Consider the following 249-nt stretch of genomic DNA (forward strand, 5'->3'; position numbering starts at 1 on the left):
CAAAGAATTCCCTTCATTGAATGAAGTTCCTTTTTCAAAATTTTCCTTTGATTCCAGAAATAATGCCTTTGCTTCTATTCCTTTATTCAGTTTAGCTAATGATAAAGATTTATAATACTGGGCATCAGCAAAATCCTTATAATGCTTCAATGATACATCAAAATACTCTATAGCCTTTGTGTAGTTACCTGTTTCATATTCTATAACTCCTAAATAAAACATTTCATACGGATTCACCATATTATGCTT

1 protein-coding gene is annotated in these 249 nt (G+C 29.7%); it reads right to left on the reverse strand.

Features of this window, described 5'->3' with window-relative positions:
• Positions 1-222, reverse strand: a 222-nt coding sequence (locus SB724_RS21245; RefSeq protein WP_410572987.1) for a tetratricopeptide repeat protein, incomplete at its 3' end; no start/stop codon positions are given.
• Positions 223-249 lie beyond the last annotated feature (27 nt).

It is taken from the genome of Bacillus sp. SIMBA_031 (genome assembly GCF_046535225.1).
In the GTDB taxonomy this organism is placed as follows: Bacteria; Bacillota; Bacilli; order Bacillales; family Bacillaceae; genus Bacillus; species Bacillus velezensis.